The sequence below is a fragment of the Delftia sp. DLF01 genome, assembly GCF_014852125.1.
Taxonomy (GTDB): Bacteria; Pseudomonadota; Gammaproteobacteria; order Burkholderiales; family Burkholderiaceae_C; genus Comamonas; species Comamonas acidovorans.
In genome coordinates this window covers 700,409-722,465 of record NZ_JACVAZ010000001.1, presented here as the reverse complement: position 1 = coordinate 722,465, position 22,057 = coordinate 700,409, and the positions used below count along the sequence as shown (strand labels likewise).

Here is a 22,057-nt window from a genome sequence, read left to right as displayed (position 1 = left end):
GGGCTCAGGTGTGGAAACGCTGGCGGGACTGCCGCACGAATTCGTTGGTGAACGAGCGCTCCAGGTCGATACCGCTGCGCGCCAGCGCAGGGTTGAGCCGGACCAGGGCGCGCAGGGCCGTGGCAGGCCCGTCATCGGGCATCAGGCCATCGGGCGAGATGGTGGTGCGCATGTGCTCGAAGGCCGACAGATAGGCGCGCCGCGAGCCCAGCAGATAGGGTGCAGGCACGGCCCTGAGCACATCCATGGGCGCGGCGGTCTGCAGCCACTTGAGCGATCGGACCATGGCATTGCTCAGCGCCTGGGCCTTGGCCGGGTTCTTGCGCAAAAAGGCCTGGGTCGCGTACAGCGTGCCCGAGGGCATGGAGCCGCCGTACAGCTGCGCGCTGCTGCGCAGATCACGCAGGTCTCTGACGATGCGCACGGCACCCTTGTCCTCCAGCACGCTCATCAGAGGGTCCGCATGGCACAGCGCATGCACGCGCCCGGTGCGCAGCGCCTCCATGGCGTCAGGCCCCGAGCCCACACCCACCAATTGCACCAGATCGGCCTCCAGACCCTCGCCCAGCAGCATCAGTTGCACGGCCCGGGCCGTGGATGCGCCCAGCGAGGACACGCCCACGCGCCGCCCGCGCAGGTCGGCCAGCGTCTGGTAGCGCGGCATCCAGCGCGAGGACACGCCCAGCGCAATCTGCGGCGCACGCCCCTGCACGACAAAGGCACGCAGCACACTGCCGCGCTGCTGCGCGACAAGCGTGTGTTCATAGGCACCCGCGCACACATCGGCGGCGCCCGATTCCAGCGCCTGCAGCGACTGAGACCCGCCCGGATAGTCATCGATGCGCACGGTCAGGCCCTCGGCCTCAAAGTACCCCAGTTGCTGGGCAATCACCAGTGGCAGGTAATACAGCAGGCCCTGACCGCCCACGGAAATCGTCACCAGCTCGGCCGAACCGAGGGAAGGAAACGACCAAAGGGAACCCAGCCCCATGAGGCTAAACAAGGTTCGGCGATCAAGCACGTGGGAAGACATGATGGTTATTTTGCTGCAGTGCAACACGATCATGCCCAGAGCCCGCATGCACAGCATCGGTGCTTGCCCGTATGTGAAACACCGTAGGCTTCAGGGCCAGCACGGCGAGCGGTGAACACGCGCCCGGCCCTCACCCAGGTCTCACCCAGGCCTCAGCGGTAGCCCGCGAAAAACAGCAGCAGATTTACCACCAGCGCCAGCGCCCAGGCCAGACTGCGCAACGTGGCGCGGTCCGTCACATAGAAGGCGATGTAGGCAATACGCAACACAACAAAGCCCACGGCCAGGCCATCGACACGCGCGGACGGTGCACCCAATTGCCAGGCAACCAGCAGGGCGCCAATGAAGAACGGCAGGCACTCGAAGCTATTGGCCTGCGCCGCGTTGGCCCGTGCCTGGTAGCCCGTCTGCTGCGCCAGCCAGGCCCGGGGTTCGTGGTTGTCGAAACCGCGCTGCCCCGGCCGGTGCTTCATGCCGGGCGCCTTGGCGATGTAGGCGCAGGCCAGCGGCAGCAGGGCCGCCACCAGCAGGCACCAATGCGCTATGGAGAAGCCGCCGGGCGGCAGGATGACAGAGGTCGGCATACAGGCTCCTGATGAAAAGACAAGAAACGCCAGCCGCCTCGGCCACTACCGGCGGTCCACCAGCGCATGGGCGATCGTACCCAGGTCCACGTACTCGAGTTCGCTGCCTATGGGCACGCCGCGCGCCAGCCGCGTCACATGGATGCCGCGCGCCTTCAGGGCCTCGCTGATCGCATGGGCCGTGGCCTCGCCTTCGGCCGTGAAGCTGGTGGCCAGGATCACCTCCTGCACCTTGCCGTCGCCGGCACGCTCCAGCAGGGATGACAGGTTCAGATCGCGCGGACCTATGCCGTCGAGTGGCGACAACCGCCCCATCAGCACGTAGTAATAGCCCTGGTAGGCACCCGTGCGCTCCATGGCCGCCATATCGGCGGGCGCCTCCACCACGCACAACCGGGCCGCGTCACGCCCTTCGTCCTGGCAGATGGAGCAGATGCGGCCTTCGGTGAAGGTATGGCAGCGCTCGCAGTGGGTGACCGACTCCACGGCCATGGTCAGGGCACGGGCCAGTTGCCGCGCGCCGTCCTGGTCGCGCTGCAGCAGGTGGAAGGCCATGCGCTGCGCCGACTTGATGCCCACACCCGGGAGCCTGCGCAAGGCCTCGATCAGGCCATCGAGCGATTGCACGTCCGACATGGCAGCTTCCTTTCAATGGAGAAGGTTCTCAGAAAAAAAGCGATCTGCAGGGGCAGATCGCTCGATGGCCACTCCACACGAGTGGGCAGCTGGAGAAGCCGGCATGGCCTCTCCAGGCTGATCGGCACAACCGCTGGGGCCTGCCTCAGAACGGGAACTTCATGCCGCCCGGCAGGCCGGGCATGCCGGCCGTGAGCTTGCCCATCTTCTCGTTGGAAGTCTCTTCGGCCTTGCGCACGGCGGCGTTGAAGGCGGCAGCCACCAGGTCTTCCAGCATGTCCTTGTCTTCGGCCAGCAGGCTGGGGTCGATGGTGATGCGCTTGACGTCGTGCTTGCAGGTCATGACCACCTTCACGAGGCCCGCGCCCGATTCACCTTCCACCTCGATGTTGCCCAGTTCATCCTGGGCCTTCTTGAGGTTGTCCTGCATGGCCTGGGCTTGCTTCATCAGGCCGGCCAGTTGTCCTTTGTTGAACATGTGAGTTCCTTCTTCTGTAGGGTAAAAACGAAACGCTCTAGAGCGTGTCAGGGCTGAATGGATACGGGCTTGATACTGCCGGGCACGATTTTCGCGCCATGGCTGCGGATCAGGGTCTGCACCAGAGAATGGTTCATCACGATGTCTTCTGCAATGCGCTGGCGCTCATGGCTGGCCACCGCATTGCGCCGCGCGGGGCTGTCTGCCACGGCGCCTTGCTCCACATGCAGTTGCCGCGCCAGACCAGCGGCCTCCAGCGCCGCACGCAGGCGCTCGCGCGTGGCGGGCTGGGCCAGCGAGCTGCTTTCCACGCGCAGCGTCCATGCATCGCCATCGCGCGCCACCAGTTGCGACTGCAGCGCCAGCTGCCGCGCCAGCGCCGTGACGGCCTCGGCCTGCACCAGTTGCTGGACGGCAGCGTGCCAGACATCGCCATCGGGCGTGCGCTCCACGGTCGGCGCGGGTGGCGCACCGGGGGACTGGCGGCCACGTTCGGGAGCGAAGTCCTGCACATCGATCTGAGTGTCGATCTGCGGTTCGGACTGCCGTGCCACGGCAGCGGCAGGCGGCTCCAGGGCCAGATCTCCGTCATCGCTCCAGCGGCCTTCGTCGGCCCAGCCTTCATCGGGCATCCCGGCCCAGGCACCCTCGTCCAGTGCATCGGCATCCTGCGCCTGTGGCGCCTCATCGGCAGAAGAGTCTTCGTCTTCCTGCACATCGTCCACGGGCTCATCCACAGGCTCGTCCAGGGGCTCCTGGGCGACACCGGCGGCCGGCTTCACCTCTGGAGCAGCGGAAGGCCTGGCCTCCTGGACAGGCGCAAGCACAGGTTCCGGCCTGGCAACTGCGGCCACGGCCACGGGCGCCTGAACAGGCGCTGCAGCCGCAACGGCCTGCACCACGGGAGTGACCACGGCGGGCGCAGCGGTCACTGGAGATGCGGCAGGCGCGACAGGCGCGACAGGAGCAGGAGGCGCGACCGGGACGGGCATGGCCGCCTTGGCTGGCACAGCGGGCGCCTCGGGCACAGCGGGCTGTGCAGGCTGCGCCTGCGCCACGGACGCGGGAGATTCAGGCTTCGCCGTGGAGGGGGTCAGCGCTGGAGTTTTTTTTTCAGCCGCGCCCAGGGCGGGCTCTGCAGATTGCGGCTTGAACGCCAGCAGCCGCAGCAGCGCCATGGTCAGCGCCGCGTACTCGTCGGGGGCCAGGCCCAGTTCGGCCCGGCCATGCAGGCAGATGCTGTAGAGCAGCTGGGTTTCGTCGCGCGGCATCAGCATCGCAAGGCGGGCGATCTCTGCGGCTTCTGGATCGCTGGCGTCGGCGGCCATCTGCGGCACGGCCTGTGCCACGGCCATGCGCTGCAGCACGGCGCACATTTCCTCCAGCGTGGAGGAGGCGGACAGGCCATTGCGGCGCAGCGCCTCGGAGGTTTCCACCACCACCTGGCCATCGGCCTGGGCGAGTGCCTCGATCAGGCGGAACACATGGCTGCGGTCCACGCTGCCCAGCATCTGGCGTACCGTGGCCTCCTGCAGCTGTCCGCTGCCAAAGGCAATGGCCTGGTCGGTCAGCGACAGCGCATCGCGCATGGAGCCACGCGCGGCGCGCGACAGCAGGCGCAGGGCCTGGGGCTCGGAGGCCACGCCTTCCTGCCCCAGCACCTGGCCCAGATGCTCCAGCACGGTCTCGGGCGCCATGGGCCGCAGGTTGAACTGCAGGCAGCGGCTGAGCACGGTCACGGGCACCTTCTGCGGATCGGTGGTGGCCAGCACGAACTTCAGGTACTCGGGCGGCTCCTCCAGCGTCTTGAGCATGGCGTTGAAGGCCGTGTTCGTGAGCATGTGCACTTCGTCGATCATGAAGACCTTGAAGCGTCCCTGCACCGGCTTGTAGACAGCCTGCTCCAGCAGGCTCTGCACCTCGTCCACGCCACGGTTGGAGGCAGCGTCCAGCTCCGTGTAGTCGGGAAAGCGCCCGCTGTCGATTTCGGTACAGGCCGCACAGACGCCGCAGGGCGTTGCCGTGATGCCGCCCTGGCCATCGGCGCCCTGGCAGTTGAGCGACTTGGCCAGAATGCGCGAGACCGTGGTCTTGCCCACGCCGCGCGTGCCGGTGAACAGATAGGCATGGTGCAGGCGCTGCTGCGTCAGGGCATTGGTGAGCGCCTGAACGACATGCTCCTGCCCCACCATTTCAGAGAAATTGCGGGGGCGGTATTTGCGGGCCAGCACAAGATAAGACATCCCGCGATTCTACGGGGCTGGGCGCCCTTGCCCCAGGCGACCCGGGTTTGGCCGGCCATGTCGTCCGGGCGGCCCGGTGTTTGCCCCTATAATCGGGAGTGACGGGCCTCCTCGCATGGGGAAGCGGCCAACCGGGTCAGGTGGGGAACCAAGCAGCCCTAACCGTGAAACCAGTGCCGAGGGCAAGGCTCGTCACCTTCATTGAACAGCAGGCCCTGCGGGCGCCTGCCCCGTCCAGGCCCGCTGCGGCACCCTCTCCTCCTTAACGCTCTGCGCCATCCACCTTGAGATAGCGCGCAACGCCTTGCGCCGCCTGCAGGCCGCTGGCCATGCACGCCGTCAGCAGGTAGCCGCCCGTGGGAGCCTCCCAGTCCAGCATCTCGCCGGCGCAGAAAACGCCAGGAGCGGCTGCGCACATGCCGTTGGCGTCCAGAGCTTCCAGCCGCACGCCACCTGCCGTGCTGATGGCCTCGTCAATGGGTCGGGCCGCCACCACGGTGATGGGCAGGGCCTTGATGGCATGGGCCAGCCGCACAGGGTCGGCCACACCTTCCTTGCCCAGTACCTCATGCAGCACGGCGGCCTTGATGCCGTCCAGGCCCAGGCGTCCCTTCAGATGGCTGGCCAGACTGCGCGAGCCGCGCGGATGGCGCACTTCCACCAGCACGCGCTCGGGCGTCAACTGGGGCAGCAGGTCGAGATGTACGGTGGCCTGCCCATCGCGCGCAATGGCTTCGCGCAACGCCGCAGAGACGGCATAGATCAGGCTGCCTTCCACGCCCGTGGTCGTGGCAACGAATTCGCCCTTGCGCGAGAAAACGTGGCCCTTGCCATCATCAAAGGACAGCGCCACCGACTTGAAGGGCTGGCCCGCAAAGCGCTCGGTGAAATAAGGACTCCAGCCGCGCGCAGGCTGGGGGCTGGCACCCAGCAGCTCGGCCATGAACTCCCGGCGATCGATCTGTCCGCCCGAAGCCGCGCCATCCAGACCCACATCGAACCCGCAGTTGGAAGGCTTCAACACAGCGACTTCAACACCGCGCTGCTCCAGCAAGGGCAGCCAGGCGCCATCCGAGCCCAGGCGCGCCCAGCTGCCACCGCCCAATGCCAGCACCACGGCCCTTGCCCGCACCTGCAGCCGCCCTTCGGGTGTATCAAAGCCCAGCGCATCGCCATCTTGCCAGCCCACCCAGCGGTGGCGCGTGTGTAGCACCACGCCCTGGGTCTGCAGACGCACCAGCCAGGCACGCAGCAAGGGCGCAGCCTTCATGTCCTTGGGGAATACGCGGCCCGAGCTGCCCACAAAGGTTTCCACGCCCAGTTCACCGGCCCAGGCACGCAGTTGATCCGGGGACAGCAGCTCCAACCAGCGCGACACCTCGGCACTGCGCTCGCCGTAGCGGGAGACAAAGGCGGGCAGGTTTTCGGAATGGGTCAGGTTGAGCCCGCCCTTGCCTGCCATGAGGAACTTGCGCCCAGCGGAGGACTTGGCCTCGAACACATGGACATCCAGCCCCTTGCCGGCCAGCCCTTCGGCCGCCATCAGGCCCGCAGGCCCCGCACCGATCACCGCCACATCGCAGTCCATCGTGCGCGCTGCCGCACCGGGTTCAAAAGCATCCATCACATCAGTTTCCATTCCATGCTCGCATTCAACTTGGCGCTGCCGGCCGGCACATATGCCTGCAGCGCGGGCGCGCAGAATACCCTGCCGCAGGCCGGTCTGCGCGCAGGCGCCACTAATTCCCGGAGTCCCGGCAACCCTGTCGCCACCCCATAAACAGCTATGACAGTCATAGCATTGAGCTACCGCCCATACGGTGCAGCAGGTGATAGGTTTCTGTCACAATCTTTTTGCGGTGCGGATTTTCCTGCGCCTTCCTCATTGCGAAAAATCAAGGACTCCACCCATGGCCAGCGAACTGATCAAACACATCTCCGACGCAAGCTTTGAAGCCGACGTCTTGCAGCCTGGCACCACGGTGCTGGTCGATTACTGGGCCGAATGGTGCGGCCCCTGCAAGATGATCGCCCCCATCCTCGACGAAGCAGCGCAGACCTACAAGGAAAAGCTGTCCATCGCCAAGATGAATGTGGACGAGAACCGCGAGATCCCCGCCAAGTTCGGCATCCGCGGCATCCCCACGCTGATGCTGTTCAAGGATGGCCAGCTTGCCGCCACCAAGGTGGGCGCCCTCAACAAGGCACAGCTGTCCGCTTTCCTGGAACAGCACCTGGCCTGATTCCCCCGACGGCCCCGCACATGGGGCCGTCACAGATGCGGGCCGGCGTTGGCCGCAGCACCGCATCGCACTGGCGCATAAACGAGGCGCCAGCGCAAATTTCCCTGTGACCTTCGGATTTTTTCCTGTCATAATGCCCTTCATCACCGGCCTTATGCATTGAAGGCCGCGCTGAGACCCTCAGGCAAGCCAGCCCACTTCCACAGTGTTTCGCTTGGCTCAACGCCTTCCCCTGGTTTCTTTCCACTCCGTTCTGGAGTCACTCCATGCACCTTAATGAACTCAAGGCACTGCACGTGTCTGAAGTCCTGAAGCAGGCCGAAGCGCTTGAGATCGAAAACGTCGGTCGCATGCGCAAGCAAGAGTTGATGTTCGCCATCATCAAAAAGCGAGCCAAGGCAGGCGAACAAGTGTTCGCCGACGGCGTGCTGGAAATCCTGCCGGACGGTTTCGGCTTTCTGCGCAGCCCCGACACCAGCTATACGGCCAGCACCGACGACATCTACATCTCGCCCAGCCAGGTCCGCCGCTTCAACCTGCACACCGGCGACATGATCGAAGGTGAAGTGCGCACGCCCAAGGATGGCGAGCGCTACTTCGCACTGACCAAGCTCGACTCCGTCAACGGCGGCTCGCCCGAGCAGAACAAGCACAAGGTGCTGTTCGAGAATCTGACCCCCCTGTTCCCCACCCAGCAGCTGCGCCTGGAGCGCGAGATCAAGGGTGAGGAGAACATCACCGGCCGCATCATCGACATCATCGCCCCCATCGGCCGCGGCCAGCGCGCGCTGATCGTCGCACCGCCCAAGAGCGGCAAGACCATGATGATGCAGAGCATCGCCCATTCCATCACGGCCAACCATCCCGACGTGCACCTGATGGTGCTGCTGGTCGATGAGCGCCCTGAAGAAGTGACCGAGATGCAGCGCTCGGTCAAGGGCGAAATCATCGCCTCCACCTTCGACGAGCCCGCCACGCGCCACGTGCACGTGGCCGAGATGGTGATCGAGCGCGCCAAGCGCCTGGTCGAGCTCAAGAAGGACGTGGTCATCCTGCTGGACTCCATCACCCGCCTGGCCCGCGCCTACAACAACGTCGTGCCCTCGTCGGGCAAGGTGCTGTCGGGCGGCGTGGACTCCAACGCCCTGCAGCGCCCCAAGCGCTTCTTCGGCGCGGCACGCAATGTGGAAGAAGGCGGCTCGCTGACCATCATCGCCACGGCCCTGGTCGATACCGGCAGCCGCATGGACGAAGTGATCTTCGAAGAGTTCAAGGGCACGGGCAACAGCGAACTGGCTCTGAACCGCCGCCTCTACGAGAAGCGCGTGTTCCCCGCCATCGAACTCAACAAGAGCGGCACACGCCGCGAAGAACTGCTGCTGGCTCCCGAGATCCTGCAAAAGACCCGCATCCTGCGCCAGTTCATGTACAACATGGACGAGATCGAGGCCATGGAACTGATGATCAAGAACATGCGGGCCACGAAGACCAACGTGGACTTCTTCGACATGATGCGCCGCGGCGGCTGATCGCACAGATCCAGCCCACGGCACCCACAGACGCCTCGCTCACGCGGGGCGTTTTGCATTCCAGCCGCCCGTCTCACCACGCTGCGGCAGACGTGCCCAGCGCACAGGCCGCGCGCTCCCAATGCATGGGCGCACCCGCCACCTCCACCGGCGCCCGCAGGCGCCGCGCCGCGCCCCAGGAGGTCGCCTCGATCGCCGCGCTGAAATCCTCGGCACCGTTCACCGGCGCCAGCGGGCAGGCATCCGGGTCGCCCACGCCATGCCCTGCCAGAAGATGGGCCGTGCGCGCCAACGAGGCGCGCACCGTGCTGCCGCCCTGCCCCTGCATGCGCCGCACCAGCGCCATCACCACGGCGGCAGCCATCAGATAGCCGGTGGCGTGGTCCAGCGCCTGCAGCGGCAGCGGCGTGGGTCGGTCACGGCCCAGCCGGTGCATGCCTGCATCGGCAATGCCGGCGCTCATCTGCACCAGGCTGTCGAAGCCGCGCCGCTGCTGCCAGGGCCCGCTCCATCCATAGGCGTTGAGCGACACATCGATGAGCGAGGGATTCAGCCGACGGCGCCACGCGGCCCCGAATCCCAGCCCCTCCAGCGCACCGTCCCGGTAACCGTGGACCAGCACGTCGGCGCCGGCCAGAAGTTGCTCGAACACGGCACGATCCTGGGGCGCCCGCAGGTCCAGCCGGGCGCAGCGCTTGCCCAGCGTGACTTCAGGCACCGTACCCGGCTCCTCCCAACCGGGCGGATCGATGCGCAGCACCTCGGCACCATGGCCCGCCAGCCAGCGCGTGGCGGCGGGACCGGCCAGGATGCGCGTCAGATCCAGCACGCGCAGCCCCTGCAGCGGCCGCTGCGCCGATGGCTGCCATGCACCAGCACTGAAAGTGAAGGGCTGGCCCTGCTGAGAATGCATCTGCCACGCCAGCAAAGGCTCCTGCTGCACGGCCTGCCCCTGCGGATGCGCAGCCCAGGCAGCCAGCCCGCGCATGGCGGCGGCACAGCCACCCTGCGCGACAACGGCCGACTCCAATTCATGCGCCGTCCAGCGCCTGACCGCCGCAGCCACAGCCTCCCGATCGGCCGGCGCGTCGAGCACGGCCAGCGCCGCTGCGCGGTGGTGGGGCGCATTGGTATGCAGGCGGATCCAGCCATCGGCCGTGCGGTAGTCGCCGGCCACGGCGTCCCACAGCGCGGGCATCTCCCAGCCCAGCGGATGCAGGCTGCTGCCAAACCACAGGGACGCGAGTCTGCGATCCACCACCACCTGCGGCGCGGCAGCGCCGCATTGGGCCACCAGCTCGGAGATGGCAAGGCCTGCCACACCCAGGCTGGCCGCCGCCAGATCGGAGACCGGAAACACCGAGGCCAAGGCGCCTTGCCCGCGCATCTCCAGACGGTGCAGCGCGTCCTGGGCACCTTCCAGTGCCGCCCAGATCTGGGCGGCGCAGTGATCAAAAGCGGAAGAGGTCGGAAGACTGGACATGGAGCACTCCTGGCAACGGAAACAAGGGTTGGAACCCGCACCATAGATTTCCAGAAAATATTGTCAATATTGATTAAATAAATCAACATATCATCACATCCATGCCCGACTACCTGAACTCGACCGAAGCCACCGCACTGCTGGGCGTGAGCCGCGCCACGCTGTATGCCTATGTCAGCCGGGGTCTGCTTCATGCCCATGCGGCAGACACGCCGCGCGAAAGCCGTTACCTGCGCGAAGAGGTCGAGCAGCTCGCGCGCCAGCGCGGCCAGGGCCGCAAACCCCGCGAAGTCGCCCAGGCCGCGCTCAACTGGGGCCTGCCGGTGCTGGAGTCATCGATCACGCTGATAGAACAGGGCCGCCTCTACTACCGTGGCGAGGACGCCGTGGACTGGGCACGCGCGCACACGCTGGAAGAGACCGCCGCCCTGCTCTGGCAATACCCGGCCGATGCCGCCTTCGCCGCACACGCCGTGGAGGCCGCCCCTGTGTTGCCCGACCTGCAGCAGCGCATGGCCGGCCAGCCTTGCGAAAACACGCTGCTGGCCCTGTTCACCGTCGCCAGCGATGACGCGGCCACTGCCGCATGGCAGCAATCGCCAGAACGGCTGGCGGCAGGCTGCGGAGCGCTCCTGCGCCTGCTGGCGGCCTGCCTGTTGGGCACGGCGCCGGACAAGACCCCCATCCACCTGCAATGCGCCCAGGCCTGGGCGCTGGACGCACAAGGCGCCGACCTGGTGCGCATGGCCCTGGTGCTGTGCGCCGACCATGAACTCAACGCCTCCGGCTTCACGGCGCGCTGCGTGGCATCCACGGGCGCCAGCCTGCGGGCGGCCGTGGTGGGAGGCCTTGCCGCCCTGACGGGCGGGCGCCACGGCGGCACGACCGCGCGCGTCGAGGCGCTCTGGGACGAGCTGGGCGAGGCGCAGGCCCCGGCACGCCTGCGCCAGCGACTGGCGCGCGGCGAGACCCTGCCCGGCTTCGGCCACCACCTCTACCCCGAAGGCGATGTGCGCGCCGCCCTGCTGCTGGAAATGCTGCCCAGGCAGGGACCGGCGGCGGCCCTGGCGGGCGAAGTGATGGCACTCACTGGCCTGGCCCCTTCGGTCGATTTCGCATTGGTGGCCCTGCGGCGGCACCTGCAGTTGCCGGCGGGCAGCGCCTTCGGGCTGTTCGCGCTGGGCCGCTGCGCAGGCTGGCTGGCACAGGCGCTGGAGCAGCGCGCCACACGGCAGATCATCCGGCCACGCGCGGCGTACACGGGCCCCAGGCCCGCCGGCTTGGCACGCAACTGAGCACTATGCGATAATGCAGGGCTTTTTCTTGCGGAAAGTACGCTTGATTTGAACCGCTACAAAGGTTGCAGCGGGTCAGGCACGGCTACCGCACTTGCATCAGAAGGAAAGATCATGAAAGAAGGCATCCACCCCAACTACCGCGAAGTTCTGTTCGTGGACCTGTCCAACGGCTTCAAGTTCGTGACCCGCTCGTGCGTGAACACGAAGGAAACCGACACCTTCGAAGGCAAGGACTACCCCCTGTTCAAGCTGGACACCTCGTCCGAGTCGCACCCGTTCTACACCGGCACGCAAAAGTCGGTGGACAACATGGGCGGCCGTGTGGAGCGCTTCCGCAACCGTTTCGGCAAGAAGTAAATCCTGCTTCTCCGGCCAGAAGGGCAGCACGGGCAACCGGCTGCCCTTTTGTTTTTCGCAGTCCGGCCAATCCATGGCGGCCAGGCATGCCCCATTCTTTTCGAGGCCCTTGCTTCGCGTATTCTTGCGCCCTCCGTTGCAGAAAGTCATGTGAGTGAACCAGCCCACCCCTGCCATCGTTGCCCAAAGCGCCGTGCGCCGCCTGCCCCGCTGGTCGCTGCTGCTGCTGTGCCTGGCCTATGTCGTGCCCGGATATGTGGGGCGCAGCCCCTGGCGCATGGCCGACATGGAGGCCTTCGGCTACATGCGGGAGCTGGCCCTGGGCCATACCTCGTGGCTGGCACCGCGCATGGCGGGCCTGCTGCCCGAATCCGAGGGCCTGCTGTCGTACTGGCTTGGCGCGCTGGCCATGCAGGGAGCGCCTTCCTGGCTGAATCTGGAGATGGCGGCACGCCTGCCCTTCATCGCCATGCTGGTGCTCACGCTGACGGCCACCTGGTGGGGCGTGTACTACCTGGCGCGCACGCCGGGCGCGCGCCCCGTGGCCTTTGCCTTTGGCGGCGAGGCACAGCCCACCGACTATGCGCGCGCCATGGCCGATGGCGGCCTGCTGGCCCTGGTGGCCTGCCTGGGCCTGGCCCAGCTTTCCCATGAAACCACCAGCTACATGACCCAGCTCGGCTGCGCGGCCCTGCTGTTCTTTGCCGCCGCAGCCATGCCCTACCACGGCCGCACCGCCATGCTGGCGCTGCTGCTGGGCCTGCCGGGCCTGGCGCTGAGCGGCGCGCCGACCGTGGCCACGCTGTTCGGCCTGGGCGGTGCGACCATGGCGTTTTTCTCGCGCACCTGGGGTGACGAGCCCTCGCCCGCGCCGCGCGAGGCACGCAACTGGACCGCGCTGTGGCTGGGCGTCACGCTGCTGGCGGCTGCACTGTCCTGGTGGCTGGACCAATGGGCCTGGCGACTGGTGGACAGCGGCACCGCCAAGGAATGGCAAAGCCTGGTCAGGCTGCTGCTGTGGTTCAGCTGGCCGGCCTGGCCGCTGGCCATGTGGACCCTGTGGGTCTGGCGCCGCCAGATCGCCACGCCTCGCCGCTATCCCCATCTGGCGCTGCCGCTGTGGTTTGCCGTCATTCCGGTGATCGCTTCGCTGAGCACGCTGCCTGCGGACCGCGCCCTGCTGCTGGGCCTGCCGGCCATCGCCACGCTGGCAGCCTTTGCCCTGCCGACGCTGCGCCGCAGCATCAGCGCCTTGATCGACTGGTTCACCCTGCTGTTCTTCAGCGCCGCCGCCATTGCCATCTGGGTGATCTGGCTCTCGCTGCAGACGGGCATTCCCGCCAAGCCGGCCGCCAATGTGGCCAGGCTGGCTCCGCAGTTCACGCCGGAATTCTCGGTGTTCTCCTTCGCCGTGGCGGTTGCCGCCACCTTGGCCTGGTGCGTGCTCGTTGCCTGGCGTACATCGCGCAACCGCGCCGCCATCTGGAAGAGCCTGGTGCTGCCGGCCAGCGGCGCCACGCTGGGCTGGCTGCTGCTGATGACGCTGTGGCTGCCGCTGCTGGACCACGCGCGCAGCTTCGAGCCGCAGATGCGCCAGGTGCTGGCCGAACTGCCCAAGGACGGCAGCTGCGTGCAAACCTATGGCCTGCCCCGCGCCCACATTGCGGCGCTGCGCTACTACGGCGACATCGACACCCAGCGCCTGAGCATGGCCGGCGCCGCCCGCTGCGACTGGATGGTGGCCGAGGAAGAAACCTGGCTGGACCCGCACAGTGCGCGCCTGCAGGGCACCTGGGAAACCGTGGCCCGCGTGGTGCGCCCCACCGATCGCAAGGACTTCCTGCTGGTCTTGAAGCGCAGGCCCGAGGCGAGCCGCGCCCAGGCCAGGCCATGAGCCAGCCCGCGCGCGCGCCACTGGGCACCGAACGGCGCACCATCGCCCAGCACGCGCTGACCGTGCTGGCCGGGCAGCTGGCGGTGATGGCCTTCGGCGTGACCGACACCATCGTGGCAGGCCGCTACGCCGAAGAGGCGCTGGCAGCGCTGTCCGTGGGCTCGGCCATCTTCGTGAGTGTCTATGTCTCGCTGATGGGCATCTTCCAGGCCCTGCTGCCGCTGTGGGCCGAGCATCGCGGCGCCGGACAGCCCGAGGCCATAGGCCGCACGCTGCGTCAGGCCATGTACATGCTGCTGGCCGCCTGCGCCCTGGGCATGGGCGTGCTGCTGTTTCCCGATGCGCTGCTGCGCTGGGCCGATGTGCCGCCACCGCTGCAGGTGGAGGTGCGGGCCTATCTTTCGGTGCTGGCCTGGAGCCTTCCAGCCGCGCTGCTGTTTCGCATCTACAGCACACTGAACCAGGCGCTGGGCCATCCCCTGCTGGTGACCTGGCTGCAGCTGCTGTCGCTGCTGCTGAAAATCCCCCTGTCGATCTGGCTGGCCTTTGGCGGCGCCGGCCTGCCTGCGCTGGGCGCCGAGGGCTGTGCCTGGGCCACGCTGGTGGTGAACTACGCCATGGTTGCCCTCGCATTCGTGCTGATGCGCAGCCAGAGCCTTTATGCGCCCCTGGCGCTGTGGCAGCGCATGGAGCCCCCGAACTGGCCGCAACTGGCGCAGTTCGCTCGACTGGGCGTTCCTGCAGGGCTGGCAATTTTGGTGGAGGTGACCTCGTTCACGCTGATGGCCTTGTTCGTGGCGCGCCAGGGCACGCTGTCATCGGCCAGCCACCAGATTGCTGCCAATCTTGCGGCGCTGTGCTACATGGTGCCCCTGTCGCTGGCGATTGCCACCAGCGCGCGGATCAGTTACTGGCGCGGCGCGGGGGACGAGGCCATGGCGCGCCGCCTTGTCACCATGGGCTGGCGGCTTGCGGCAACGGGTGGACTGGTGCTGGCCTCGGCACTGTTCCTGTCCCGCGAGGGCCTGGCCCGCATCTACAGCAGCAACCCCGAGGTGGTGGCCACTACCGCCAGCCTGCTGGCCTGGGTGGCTGCCTACCATGTGGCCGACGCCGTGCAGACCTTCTGCCTCTTCGTGCTGCGCTGCTACCGCATCACCGTAGCGCCGCTGGTCATCTACTGCCTGCTGCTGTGGGGTGGCGGACTGGCCGGCGGATACTGGCTGGCCTACGGCACGGACAGCGCCCTGCCCGCCTGGCTGCACCATGGCACGCCCGCCCCGTTCTGGGCCAGCAGTGCCTGTGCGCTGCTGGTGACGGCCCTGGTGTTCAGCGCCATCGTGCGCAAAGCCACAAGCCGCTGAACGGCAACGGCCGTTCACACGGGGCCACGCCCACGCCCACGCCCACGCCTATGCCTATGCGGCGCGGCTTTCGCGGGCCTCGCCGACTTCGCGTGTGCCTGGGGCCGCGATGCGGACACGGCTGGCCGGAAAGGTCACGGAAAACTCCGACCCCTGGCCCGGCGCGCTGGTGATGCCCAGCTTGGCGCCATGGCGCTGCAGCACATGCTTGACGATGGCCAGGCCCAGGCCCGTGCCGCCGGTGTCGCGCGAACGGCTGCGGTCCACACGGTAAAAGCGTTCTGTCAGACGCGCCAGGTGCTTGGGTTCGATGCCTGGCCCGGAGTCCTGCACGGCAAAGCGGGCCGATCCATCAGGCAGGCTCTCCCAGGTCACCTCGATGCGCCCGCCTGCCGGCGTGTAGCGCATGGCGTTGGCCAGCAGGTTGGAGAAAGCGCTTTGCAGCTCGGCGCTGGCGCCGGCCACCTCACCGGCCTGCGCCAGCATCTCGGCCGACGGAAAGCTCAGCGCATGCGGCAGGGATTGCTTGCGCGTGAGCATGGAAGACAGGCCGCGCGCCTCGTTCTCGCAGCGCTGCATCAGCTGGGCCACGGGCACCCATTCGTTGCTGCTGGGCAAGGGGCTGCCCTCCAGGCGCGACAGCGCCAGCAGGTCCTCCACCAGATGCTGCATGCGCTCGGCCTGCTGGGCCATCAGTCCCAGGTAGCGGTTGCGCTCCTCGGGCTCCAGCGGCAGGTTCTGCAGCGTCTCCACAAAGCCCACGAGCACGGTCAGCGGCGTGCGGATTTCATGCGAGACATTGGCCACGAAGTCGCGGCGCATGGCCTCTGCCTGCTCCACCGCGGTGACATCGCGCGCCAGCAGCAGCTTGCGCCCTTCGCCATAGCCATACAGCTGAACCGACAGTTTGACGGGCCGCGAGGCCGTGCTTTCGCGGCCCTGCATGACCAGGTCGCGTGAGAAATCCTGGGTGGCGAAATAGGCGCTGAACTCGGGGTCGCGCACCAGGTTGCCAATGCTTTGCAGCAGGTCGCGTTCGGCATCGAAGCCGAACTGCCGCGCCGCGATCTGGTTGCACCATTCGATGCGACCATCGGCGTCCAGCAGGACCACGCCATTGGGGCTGGCCTGCAGGGCGGAAAGAATGTCGTTGAGGCGCTGATCGCCCTGCTGCACCTGCTGCACGCTCTGGCGCAGCCACCGGCGCATGCGCACGCTGGCCTCACCCCAGATTCCGCTGAGCTCGGGCGCCTCCCGCAGCTCCGACTGGCGCAGCCAGGACAGCAGGCGCATGGCGTTCCAGCTGTCCACCAGCCACCAGATCCAGCCCGCGCACAGCGCTCCCGTCAGGGCCGCCACGGCCTGGGCGGCCATGCCGGGGCTGGAGGCGGACATGACGCCCCAGAGCCACCAGCCCAGCAATGCGCCCGCGATCTGGGACGCCAACAAGCGAAAACCTCGCCAACCCATACTTGCGCCTTCTTTGCGTTGTATTCGCTGCCCGGGGCAGCGGCGCCCTGGCATGGCCCGTGAAGGCCATGCGTGGATTCATGCGGAAAAAAGCCTCAGGCCAGCGCCTGCGCGCTGAGCCGGTAGCCGGCGCCGCGTACCGTCTCGATCAATGCACCAGCCATTCCCAGCGCCTCGCGCAGCCGCTTGACGTGCACGTCCACCGTGCGCTCCTCGATGAAGACGTGATCGCCCCAGACCTTGTCCAGCAACTGGGCACGGCTGTGCACGCGCTCGGGGTGCTTCATCAGGTAGTGCAGGAGCTTGAACTCGGTGGGCCCCACCTTGATCATGTCGCCCTGCCAGCTCACGCGGTGCGCGGCGGCATCGAGCACCAGCTCGCCGATATTGACCTTGTCCTGAATCTGCTCGGGCGCACGGCGCCGCAGCACGGCACGGATGCGCGCGAGCAGCTCCTGGGTCGAGAAGGGCTTGGTGATGTAGTCATCGGCGCCCGCATCGAGCCCCGCCACCTTGTCGGGTTCATCGCCGCGCGCCGTGAGCATCAGAATGGGCACGGCCTTGGTGCGGCTGTCCGCGCGCCATTTGCGCGCCAGGGACAGGCCGCTGGCGCCGGGCAGCATCCAGTCAAGCAGGATCACGTCGGGCAGCACGGCATCCAGCTCGCGCTGAGCCGTCACGCCATCCTCAGCCCAGACCGGCTGGAAGCCGTTGTGCCGCAGGTTGACAGCGATCAGCTCCGCGATGGCGGGCTCGTCCTCGACGATGAGGACCATGGGCATCTTCTTCATCCGTTGTTCGCCTCCGGCACTTACAGCACTGCCGACTCAATGGCATCCATGGTCTGGTGACGGACATCCTTGCCCTCCACCAGATAGATGATCAGCTCGGCCACATTCTTGGAATGGTCGCCGATGCGCTCGATGGCCTTGGCCAGGAACAGCAGGTCCAGGCTGGCCGAGATGGTGCGCGGGTCTTCCATCATGTAGGTGATGAGCTTGCGCACGAAGCCGTCGAACTCCTGGTCGATCAGATCATCTTCCTTGAGGATGGCCACGGCCGCCTTGGTGTCCAGGCGCGCAAAGGCATCCAGCGTCTTGCGCAGCAGGCCCGAGGCCATTTCGGCCGCCGTGCGCAGGTCGCCCGTGGGCAGGGAGCGCGCAGCACCGCTTTCGATGATGGACTTGACCATGCGCGCCATCTTGTGCGCTTCATCACCCATGCGCTCCAGATTGGCCGTCGCCTTGGAGAAGGCGATCAGCAGGCGCAGGTCGCGCGCCGTGGGCTGGCGCCGGGCGATGATGGACGAGAGCTCGTGGTCGATCTCCACTTCCATGGCGTTGACGCGCTTTTCCGCGGCATCGACCTGCTCCACGGCCTCGATGCTGAAGCGCGACAGCGCATAGACCGCCTGGCGGATCTGGGACTCGACCAGGCCGCCGAGCTCCATGACGCGCGCAGAGACGCGGTTGAGTTCGCTGTCGAACTGGCTGGAAAGGTGTTTTTCGTTCATCGATTGCTCCTGCTCAGCCGAAGCGGCCTGTGATGTAGTCTTCCGTTTCCTTGCGCTGGGGCTTGAAGAACATCTGCTCGGTGTCTCCGAATTCCACCAGATCGCCCAGGTACATGTAGGCCGTGTAGTCGCTGCAGCGCGCTGCCTGCTGCATGTTGTGCGTCACGATGACGACGGTGTAGTCGTTCTTCAGCTCGGCAATCAGCTCCTCGATCTTGGCCGTGGAGATCGGGTCCAGGGCCGAGCAGGGCTCGTCGAGCAGCAGCACTTCGGGCTTGATGGCAATGCCGCGCGCGATGCACAGGCGCTGCTGCTGGCCGCCGGACAGGCCCGAGCCGCTTTGCTGCAGCTTGTCCTTGACCTCGCCCCACAGGGCCGCCTTGCGCAGTGCCCATTCGACACGGTCGTCCATGTCGGAGGAGCTGAGGTTTTCAAACAGCTTCACGCCGAAGGCGATGTTGTCGTAGATGGACATGGGAAACGGCGTGGGCTTCTGGAAGACCATGCCCACCTTGGCGCGGATCAGCGCCACGTCCTGCTTGCTGGTCAGCAGGTTCTCGCCGTCCAGCATGATCTGTCCTTCGGCGCGCTGCTCGGGGTACAGCTCGAACATGCGGTTGAAGGTGCGCAGCAGCGTGGACTTGCCACAGCCCGACGGGCCGATGAAGGCCGTGACCTTCTTTTCGGGGATGTCCAGGTTGATGCCCTTGAGGGCGTGGAACTTGCCGTAGTAGAAGTTCAGGTCGCGAACCGTCAGCTTGGAGGAGTTCAGCGCGGTGGAAGAGGTCGCAGTCATTGCGTGATCCTTGTCCTTGTTGATTGCTTATTGCTGCATTACTTCTGGCGGGTCAGGAACCGCGCCAGGATATTGAGACCGAGCACCGCCACGGTGATCAGGAACACGCCGGCCCAGGCCAGTTGCTGCCAATTCTCGTAAGGGCTCATCGCGAACTTGAAGATCGTCACCGGCAGGCTGGCCATGGGCTTGGACAGGTCGGCATTCCAGAACTGGTTGTTCAGCGCCGTGAACAGCAGCGGAGCAGTTTCCCCGGCAATGCGGGCCACGGCCAGCAGCACGCCGGTGATCACGCCGGCACGCGCTGCACGCAGCGTCACCATGATGATGACCTTCCACTTGGGCGTGCCCAGTGCATAGGCCGCTTCGCGCAGGCTGGCAGGCACCAGCACCAGCATGTTCTCGGTGGTGCGGATGACCACGGGAATCACGATCAGCGCCAGCGCCACCACGCCCGCATAGCCGGAAAAGCTCTTGAAGCGCGCCACGACCACGGTGTAGACGAACAGGCCGATCACGATGGAAGGCGCCGACAGCAGGATGTCGTTGACGAAGCGCGTGGTATTGGCCAGCCAGCCGCGCGCATCGTATTCGGCCAGGTAGACACCGGCCATCACGCCGATGGGCGTGCCGACGAAGGTGGCCAGCGCCACCATGATCAGCGAGCCGAAGATGGCGTTGGCAATGCCGCCCGCCTCATTGGGCGGAGGCGTCATCTCGCTGAACAGCGCCAGGCTCAGGCCGCCGATACCCAGCGTGATGGTTTCCCACAGGATCCAGACCAGCCAGAACACGCCGAAGGCCATGGCAGCCAGCGACAGGGTCAGCGCCACCTGGTTCACGCGCTTGCGCTTGGCGTACTTGGCCTGACGCACGCGCGTCAGTTCAGCGGCATTGATCATCTTGGTGGAGGTGCTGCTCACGAGCGGGCTCCTTCATTCTTCTGCAGACGGTTGAGCAGCACCTTGGAGCAGGCCAGCACCACGAAGGTGATGAAGAACAGCACCAGGCCCAGATAGATCAGCGAAGCCTGGTGCAGGCCTTCGCCCGCTTCGGCAAACTCGTTGGCCAGCGCCGAGGTGATGCTGTTGGCAGCCTCGAAGACCGACAGCGAGTTGAGCTGGTTCATGTTGCCGATCACGAAGGTGACGGCCATGGTCTCGCCCAGCGCGCGGCCCAGACCCAGCATCACGCCACCGAGCACGCCGGTCTTGGTGTAGGGCAGCACGACCTTCCAGACCACTTCCCAGGTCGTGGAGCCCAGGCCGTAGGCCGACTCCTTGAGCAGGGCCGGCGTGACTTCGAACACATCGCGCATCACCGAGGCGATGAAGGGGATGATCATGATGGCCAGGATGATGCCGGCCGACAGGATGCCGATGCCCACGGGCGGGCCGGAAACGAAGGCTTCCAGATAAGGAACGCCCTGAAACAGCTTTTGCAGCGGCTGCTGCACATAGGTGGAGAGCACGGGACCGAAGACCATCAGGCCCCACATGCCGTAGACGATGGAGGGCACGGCGGCCAGCAGCTCGACGGCGGTGCCCAGCGGGCGCTTGAGCCAGGCGGGCGACAGCTCGGTGAGGAACAGGGCGATGCCAAAGCTCACGGGCACCGCAATCAGCAACGCGATGGCCGAAGTGGCCAGCGTGCCGTAAATCATGACCAGGCCGCCATATTCGTTGCGAACGGGGTCCCAGACGCTGCGGCCCAGAAAGCTCAGGCCGTATTCATAGATGGCGGGCCAGGCGCCGACCAGCAGCGAAGCCAGGATGGCCAGCAGCAGGCCCAGCGTCAGCAGCGCGGCCAGACGCGCGAGAGCGCCAAACAAGCGATCCGCCACGCGCCCCGAAAGCATCGGGGGGCGTAGCGGAGAAGGTGTGCGTCGCTGGGAAGCCTGTGCAGAGGCGGCCAGCGAGTTCGAGGGCGACGTTGTGGACACGTGAGGCGCCTTTATTCGCGGTTTGTGGGGAGATCAGGGGGGCCATGATGCACCTGCCGGCGGTGCGCCATGGCCCCTTTTCAGGGTTTACTTCAGGGAAATCGCGGTGCCCGAGGCGTCCTTGACTTGACCCCAGGATTGGAAGATCACGTTCTTGACGGCGTCAGGCATGGGCACGTAGTCCAGGTCGGTGGCGGTCTTGTCGCCGGACTTGTAGGCCCACTCGAAGAACTTCAGCGAGGCAGCGGCCTGTGCGGGCTTGTCCTGGGCCTTGTGCATGATGATGAACGTGGCCGAGGTGATGGGCCATGCATCCTTGCCGGGCTGGTTGGTCAGGATCTGGTAGAAGCTCTTGGCCCAGTCGGCACCGGCTGCAGCGGCCTTGAAGGTGGCGTCGTCGGGCGACACGAAGGCGCCGCCAGCGGTCTGCAGCTGCGTGTAGGTCAGCTTGTTTTGCTTGACATAGGCGTACTCGACGTAGCCGATGGAGTTGGGCAGGCGGCCCACGAAGGCGGCCACGCCTTCATTGCCCTTGCCGCCGGCACCCGTGGGCCAGTTCACGGCCTTGCCTTCGCCAACCTTTTCCTTCCACTCGGCATTGACCTTGGACAGGTAGTTCGTGAAGCCGAAGGTGGTGCCCGAGCCGTCAGCACGGCGCACGGGAGCGATGGTGGCGTCAGGCAGGGTCACGCCGGGGTTCAGGGCCTTGATGGCCTCGTCGTTCCACTTGGTGATCTTGCCCAGGTAGATGTCGCCCAGCACCTGGCCGGTCAGCTTGAGCTGGCCGGGCTGGATGCCCTTGATATTGACCACGGGCACGATGCCGCCGATCACGGTGGGGAATTGCACCAGGCCCTTCTTGGCCAGTTCGTCGTCCTTGAGCGGCTCGTCCGAAGCACCGAAGTCCACGGTCTTGGCTTCGATCTGCTTGATGCCGGCGCTGGAGCCCACGGACTGGTAGTTGATCTTCACGCCGGTGGCCTTGTGGTAATCGGCGGCCCACTTCGAGTACAGCGGCGCAGGGAAGCTGGCGCCGGCGCCGGTGGCTTCCTGCTGGGCCAGGGCCTGGCCCATACCGCCCGCAGACAGAGCACCAGCCACCAGAATGTGAATCACAGACAACTTCATGTACAGACCTCTTAGGGGTTGAAAGATGCGATGGCTGGACTGTAAGAAGGCTTTGTGACATTGATA

20 protein-coding genes and 1 other RNA gene are annotated in these 22,057 nt (G+C 66.4%); 7 read left to right on the top strand and 14 right to left on the bottom strand.

Features of this window, described 5'->3' with window-relative positions; all coding sequences use genetic code 11:
- Positions 1-4 precede the first annotated feature (4 nt).
- From IB269_RS03190 to dnaX, 5 genes are all read right to left on the bottom strand, one after another.
- Positions 5-1,090 (bottom strand): ABC transporter substrate-binding protein, encoded by a 1,086-nt coding sequence (locus tag IB269_RS03190; RefSeq protein ID WP_192366396.1) that lies wholly within the window; start codon positions 1,088-1,090, stop codon positions 5-7.
- A gap of 95 nt (positions 1,091-1,185) precedes the next feature.
- Positions 1,186-1,617 carry an MAPEG family protein gene (locus tag IB269_RS03185; protein ID WP_096913656.1) on the bottom strand — a complete coding sequence of 144 codons (432 nt, stop codon included), beginning with the start codon at positions 1,615-1,617 and terminating at the stop codon, positions 1,186-1,188.
- Between the two features lie 45 nt (positions 1,618-1,662).
- Entirely contained in the window at positions 1,663-2,253 is a 591-nt protein-coding gene (gene recR, locus IB269_RS03180; protein ID WP_034396114.1) for a recombination mediator RecR, read from the bottom strand.
- 145 nt (positions 2,254-2,398) lie between these two features.
- Positions 2,399-2,731: a YbaB/EbfC family nucleoid-associated protein gene (locus IB269_RS03175; RefSeq protein ID WP_012206701.1), complete on the bottom strand. Its 333-nt coding sequence runs from the start codon at positions 2,729-2,731 to the stop codon at positions 2,399-2,401.
- A 47-nt stretch (positions 2,732-2,778) separates the two neighbouring features.
- Positions 2,779-4,974, bottom strand: coding sequence for a DNA polymerase III subunit gamma/tau (gene dnaX, locus IB269_RS03170; protein ID WP_192366395.1), 2,196 nt, complete (start codon positions 4,972-4,974; stop codon positions 2,779-2,781).
- A 100-nt stretch (positions 4,975-5,074) separates the two neighbouring features.
- Here dnaX and ffs point away from each other — a divergent pair.
- Positions 5,075-5,171: signal recognition particle sRNA small type (ffs, locus tag IB269_RS03165), an RNA gene on the top strand.
- 65 nt (positions 5,172-5,236) lie between these two features.
- Here the strand turns inward: ffs and IB269_RS03160 are convergent.
- Positions 5,237-6,613 (bottom strand): TIGR03862 family flavoprotein, encoded by a 1,377-nt coding sequence (locus IB269_RS03160; protein WP_192366394.1) that lies wholly within the window; start codon positions 6,611-6,613, stop codon positions 5,237-5,239.
- A gap of 271 nt (positions 6,614-6,884) precedes the next feature.
- Between IB269_RS03160 and trxA the strand changes: the two genes are divergently transcribed.
- Both trxA and rho read left to right on the top strand, forming a co-directional pair.
- Positions 6,885-7,217 (top strand): thioredoxin TrxA, encoded by a 333-nt coding sequence (gene trxA / locus IB269_RS03155; protein WP_012206704.1) that lies wholly within the window; start codon positions 6,885-6,887, stop codon positions 7,215-7,217.
- Between the two features lie 266 nt (positions 7,218-7,483).
- Complete coding sequence (gene rho, locus IB269_RS03150) at positions 7,484-8,746, top strand: transcription termination factor Rho (protein WP_012206705.1); 1,263 nt, start codon at positions 7,484-7,486, stop codon at positions 8,744-8,746.
- A 73-nt stretch (positions 8,747-8,819) separates the two neighbouring features.
- On the opposite strand, the gene IB269_RS03145 is transcribed toward rho, so the two are convergent.
- Positions 8,820-10,229, bottom strand: a complete 1,410-nt coding sequence (locus IB269_RS03145; RefSeq protein ID WP_192366393.1) for a CoA transferase — start codon at positions 10,227-10,229, stop codon at positions 8,820-8,822.
- A gap of 101 nt (positions 10,230-10,330) precedes the next feature.
- Here IB269_RS03145 and IB269_RS03140 point away from each other — a divergent pair, with 101 nt between their 5' ends.
- From IB269_RS03140 to IB269_RS03125, 4 genes are all read left to right on the top strand, one after another.
- Positions 10,331-11,524 (top strand): citrate synthase family protein, encoded by a 1,194-nt coding sequence (locus IB269_RS03140; protein ID WP_192366392.1) that lies wholly within the window; start codon positions 10,331-10,333, stop codon positions 11,522-11,524.
- A gap of 114 nt (positions 11,525-11,638) precedes the next feature.
- On the top strand, positions 11,639-11,884 hold the full coding sequence (locus IB269_RS03135; protein WP_013801474.1) for a type B 50S ribosomal protein L31: 246 nt from the start codon (positions 11,639-11,641) through the stop codon (positions 11,882-11,884).
- A gap of 154 nt (positions 11,885-12,038) precedes the next feature.
- Positions 12,039-13,778: a hypothetical protein gene (locus tag IB269_RS03130; protein WP_192366391.1), complete on the top strand. Its 1,740-nt coding sequence runs from the start codon at positions 12,039-12,041 to the stop codon at positions 13,776-13,778.
- Positions 13,775-15,142, top strand: a complete 1,368-nt coding sequence (locus IB269_RS03125; RefSeq protein WP_063325284.1) for an MATE family efflux transporter — start codon at positions 13,775-13,777, stop codon at positions 15,140-15,142. The genes IB269_RS03130 and IB269_RS03125 overlap by 4 nt, the downstream gene beginning before the upstream one ends.
- A 54-nt stretch (positions 15,143-15,196) precedes the next feature.
- On the opposite strand, the gene phoR is transcribed toward IB269_RS03125, so the two are convergent.
- From phoR to pstS, 7 genes are all read right to left on the bottom strand, one after another.
- Positions 15,197-16,591, bottom strand: a complete 1,395-nt coding sequence (gene phoR / locus IB269_RS03120; protein WP_012206711.1) for a phosphate regulon sensor histidine kinase PhoR — start codon at positions 16,589-16,591, stop codon at positions 15,197-15,199.
- 116 nt (positions 16,592-16,707) lie between these two features.
- Complete coding sequence (phoB, locus tag IB269_RS03115) at positions 16,708-17,403, bottom strand: phosphate regulon transcriptional regulator PhoB (RefSeq protein WP_012206712.1); 696 nt, start codon at positions 17,401-17,403, stop codon at positions 16,708-16,710.
- 20 nt (positions 17,404-17,423) lie between these two features.
- A complete protein-coding gene (gene phoU / locus IB269_RS03110) occupies positions 17,424-18,125 on the bottom strand; it encodes a phosphate signaling complex protein PhoU (protein WP_012206713.1) in 702 nt (233 codons plus the stop codon).
- A 13-nt stretch (positions 18,126-18,138) separates the two neighbouring features.
- Positions 18,139-18,921: a phosphate ABC transporter ATP-binding protein PstB gene (gene pstB / locus IB269_RS03105; RefSeq protein ID WP_012206714.1), complete on the bottom strand. Its 783-nt coding sequence runs from the start codon at positions 18,919-18,921 to the stop codon at positions 18,139-18,141.
- A gap of 38 nt (positions 18,922-18,959) precedes the next feature.
- Positions 18,960-19,823, bottom strand: coding sequence for a phosphate ABC transporter permease PstA (gene pstA, locus IB269_RS03100; protein WP_034398840.1), 864 nt, complete (start codon positions 19,821-19,823; stop codon positions 18,960-18,962).
- Positions 19,824-19,840: 17 nt separating this feature from the next.
- Positions 19,841-20,779 (bottom strand): phosphate ABC transporter permease subunit PstC, encoded by a 939-nt coding sequence (gene pstC, locus IB269_RS03095; protein WP_012206716.1) that lies wholly within the window; start codon positions 20,777-20,779, stop codon positions 19,841-19,843.
- A 171-nt stretch (positions 20,780-20,950) separates the two neighbouring features.
- Positions 20,951-21,991, bottom strand: a complete 1,041-nt coding sequence (gene pstS / locus IB269_RS03090; protein WP_012206717.1) for a phosphate ABC transporter substrate-binding protein PstS — start codon at positions 21,989-21,991, stop codon at positions 20,951-20,953.
- Between the last annotated feature and the right edge of the window lie 66 nt (positions 21,992-22,057).

What these genes read in the sequence shown, in the direction of transcription:
- IB269_RS03190 (WP_192366396.1), bottom strand. Translation starts at nt 1,090, where the DNA reads ATGCTGTGCATGCGGGCTCTGGGCATGATCGTGTTGCACTGCAGCAAA.
- IB269_RS03185 (WP_096913656.1), bottom strand. Translation starts at nt 1,617, where the DNA reads ATGCCGACCTCTGTCATCCTGCCGCCCGGCGGCTTCTCCATAGCGCAT.
- recR (WP_034396114.1), bottom strand. Translation starts at nt 2,253, where the DNA reads ATGTCGGACGTGCAATCGCTCGATGGCCTGATCGAGGCCTTGCGCAGG.
- IB269_RS03175 (WP_012206701.1), bottom strand. Translation starts at nt 2,731, where the DNA reads ATGTTCAACAAAGGACAACTGGCCGGCCTGATGAAGCAAGCCCAGGCC.
- dnaX (WP_192366395.1), bottom strand. Translation starts at nt 4,974, where the DNA reads ATGTCTTATCTTGTGCTGGCCCGCAAATACCGCCCCCGCAATTTCTCT.
- IB269_RS03160 (WP_192366394.1), bottom strand. Translation starts at nt 6,613, where the DNA reads ATGGAAACTGATGTGATGGATGCTTTTGAACCCGGTGCGGCAGCGCGC.
- trxA (WP_012206704.1), top strand. Translation starts at nt 6,885, where the DNA reads ATGGCCAGCGAACTGATCAAACACATCTCCGACGCAAGCTTTGAAGCC.
- rho (WP_012206705.1), top strand. Translation starts at nt 7,484, where the DNA reads ATGCACCTTAATGAACTCAAGGCACTGCACGTGTCTGAAGTCCTGAAG.
- IB269_RS03145 (WP_192366393.1), bottom strand. Translation starts at nt 10,229, where the DNA reads ATGTCCAGTCTTCCGACCTCTTCCGCTTTTGATCACTGCGCCGCCCAG.
- IB269_RS03140 (WP_192366392.1), top strand. Translation starts at nt 10,331, where the DNA reads ATGCCCGACTACCTGAACTCGACCGAAGCCACCGCACTGCTGGGCGTG.
- IB269_RS03135 (WP_013801474.1), top strand. Translation starts at nt 11,639, where the DNA reads ATGAAAGAAGGCATCCACCCCAACTACCGCGAAGTTCTGTTCGTGGAC.
- IB269_RS03125 (WP_063325284.1), top strand. Translation starts at nt 13,775, where the DNA reads ATGAGCCAGCCCGCGCGCGCGCCACTGGGCACCGAACGGCGCACCATC.
- phoB (WP_012206712.1), bottom strand. Translation starts at nt 17,403, where the DNA reads ATGAAGAAGATGCCCATGGTCCTCATCGTCGAGGACGAGCCCGCCATC.
- phoU (WP_012206713.1), bottom strand. Translation starts at nt 18,125, where the DNA reads ATGAACGAAAAACACCTTTCCAGCCAGTTCGACAGCGAACTCAACCGC.
- pstB (WP_012206714.1), bottom strand. Translation starts at nt 18,921, where the DNA reads ATGACTGCGACCTCTTCCACCGCGCTGAACTCCTCCAAGCTGACGGTT.
- pstA (WP_034398840.1), bottom strand. Translation starts at nt 19,823, where the DNA reads ATGATCAATGCCGCTGAACTGACGCGCGTGCGTCAGGCCAAGTACGCC.
- pstC (WP_012206716.1), bottom strand. Translation starts at nt 20,779, where the DNA reads ATGCTTTCGGGGCGCGTGGCGGATCGCTTGTTTGGCGCTCTCGCGCGT.
- pstS (WP_012206717.1), bottom strand. Translation starts at nt 21,991, where the DNA reads ATGAAGTTGTCTGTGATTCACATTCTGGTGGCTGGTGCTCTGTCTGCG.